This window comes from Bacillus sp. FJAT-29790, from assembly GCF_019039215.1.
Taxonomy (GTDB): Bacteria; Bacillota; Bacilli; order Bacillales; family Cytobacillaceae; genus Cytobacillus.
On record NZ_JAHNZZ010000003.1, the window covers coordinates 393,180 to 393,594 of the forward strand.

Below are 415 nucleotides of genomic sequence, written 5' to 3' on the forward strand. Positions count from 1 at the left end.
TCAATTTGGAGCGGGTGAAGGGAATCGAACCCTCATCATCAGCTTGGAAGGCTGAGGTTTTACCACTAAACTACACCCGCATTTTAAATACATTTCTGTTGAATTTCAATTGTGGTCATATATTGCTGCAAATTTCAAAAATACCATTCGAGGAGTAAAGCTACAATGCTGTATTTTTGAAATTGACTGGGCTAGCTGGATTCGAACCAACGCATGTCGCAGTCAAAGTGCGATGCCTTACCGCTTGGCTATAGCCCATTGAATTAACTTCTGTAGTTAAATGTGTCGACACCTACTATATATGAGTCCATATCATTTTGACATGGTCTAATATATTTTAGATTATATATTAAATGGGGCGGCTGATGGGAATCGAACCCACGAATGTCGGAACCACAATCCGATGCGTTAACCA

General features: G+C 40.2%; 2 tRNA genes. Both read right to left on the reverse strand.

Annotated elements, in window-relative coordinates:
* Positions 1–6 precede the first annotated feature (6 nt).
* A tRNA-Gly gene (locus tag BGM26_RS18615) sits at positions 7–80 on the reverse strand.
* Between the two features lie 106 nt (positions 81–186).
* Positions 187–258, reverse strand: a tRNA-Gln gene (locus BGM26_RS18620).
* Positions 259–415 lie beyond the last annotated feature (157 nt).